Here is a 1,803-nt window from a genome sequence, read left to right on the forward strand (position 1 = left end):
GGCGCCCGCCCAAACTGCGAGGTTGGTTGGGGGCGAGGACATGAGATTCCGGCCGTAAGGACACGGCGGACGACGGCGGGAGGTCCCGCCGTCGTCCGCAAGAGTTGCAGTCAGCGCTGTCCGGCTAGGAGGCGGGCTCCGTCTTTCCAGGGGCGAGACCGTAGAAGGGCGTGAAACGACTCCTGGCACCGGGGGAAATGTTGGAACGGACGATCGAAGCGCTCTCCAGCGCTGCCAGATGATATCTGACTGCGCCGCGCGAGGACGCGATGCCGTCGCTGATGTCAGCTACTTTGCTTGCCCCATGGCTTGCCAGGTAGTCGATGATTTTTGATCTGATCGGAGTGTTTCTCGCTCTTTTCGTCCGCTGAATGCGGTGCACGTCCATCGGGCTCTGGAGGTCAAAGTCAGCGGTCATTGGCCATGGCCTTTCATCCGGTGTGAGGGTAGGTTCGCAGGTTTGAAAATTTGGCCGAGCGGGATCCGGTCAGTGCATCGGAACACGCTCAAACTCCCTGCTATCTTCAGTGACCTGCGCATCCTGGGAGGCTTCCGGGCGTGACGCTTCGAGGAGGGACGTGGACTTGTCGTGGTTCCGGCCGATGACCGCGGTGGCGATGGCATTTCCCAAGATGTTGGTGGCGGTGCGTCCCATGTCCAGGAGTTGGTCGATCACCAGCAGGACACCAATTCCGGCGGCCGGGATGCCGAAGGCAGGGACCACGGCGGCTACGACGACGAGTGACCCGCGTGGAACGCCGGCCATGCCCTTGCTGCTGAGCAGGAGCATTGCGGTCATCGCGATCTGCTGGCCAAGGTCCATGTCGATGCCGTAGGCGTTGATCAGGAAGAGCGACGCGAAGGTCATGTACATCATGGAACCGTCCACGTTGAACGAGTAACCCAGGGGCAGCACGAAACCGGTGGTGCGCTTCTCGATGCCGAACTTGGTCAGGCCTTCAATGAGCTTGGGCAGGGCGGCTTCACTGCTGGAGGTGGCGAACGCGATGACCATGGGTTCGCGCACTATCCGTACCAGTCGGAAGGCGGCCCGTCCGAGGAAGGCGACGGCGACGCCGACCATGATGACCCACAGGGCCGAGAGAGACACATAGAACCCGCCGATGAACGACGCGTAGGTGGCAAACGCATCGAGACCTTGGGAGGTGAAGGCCGCTGCGATGCCGGCGAAAACGCCGACGGGTGCCGCCAGCATCACATACCCGGTGACCTTCAGCATGACGCCCATCAGTTCGTCGATGGCATCGGCTATGGAGGAGCGGCCCTTCTTCCGGAGGTTCAGCAGGGCGATGCCGAAGAGGGCGCCGAATACGAGGATCTGAAGGGGGTTGTTTTCGGTCAGTGCGGCGAAGACGCTCGTGGGGATGATGTGGGTGATGAACGCCTGGTAATCGAGGGGCTTCGTTTCCATCCCCGCGTCGCCTCCCGGCATCAGGTGGAGCCCGTCACCGACGTTGAGTACATGGGCCGTGATGAAGCCGAACGCGCCCACCAGGACGGAGGCGGTCAGGAACCAGATCATTGAGCGGCCAAAGAGCTTGCCCACCCCGGCGGATTTGGCTGCTCCTGCGATGCCGGAGACGAGGGTGGCGAAGATCAGCGGGGCAATGATCATTTTGATGAGGTTCAGGAACATGTGCGTCACGGTGTCGAGGACCGCCACGACGGATTCGCGTGTGTCCACCGGCAGCAGCCAGTGGAAGAGCAGACCGCTGAGGATTCCGAACAGGAGCGCTGCCAGGATCCACATCGTTGATTTGTTTTTCATAGTCAGTCCTTGGG

General features: G+C 61.7%; 2 protein-coding genes. Both read right to left on the reverse strand.

Annotation, left to right across the window (positions count from 1 at the left end):
- Positions 1 to 124: 124 nt before the first annotated feature.
- Entirely contained in the window at positions 125 to 418 is a 294-nt protein-coding gene (locus LQV45_RS35940; RefSeq protein WP_374208328.1) for a winged helix-turn-helix domain-containing protein, read from the reverse strand.
- Positions 419 to 487: 69 nt separating this feature from the next.
- Entirely contained in the window at positions 488 to 1,789 is a 1,302-nt protein-coding gene (locus LQV45_RS29690; protein WP_230010714.1) for a dicarboxylate/amino acid:cation symporter, read from the reverse strand.
- Positions 1,790 to 1,803: the final 14 nt, after the last annotated feature.

It is taken from the genome of Microbacterium sp. Bi128, assembly GCF_918698205.1.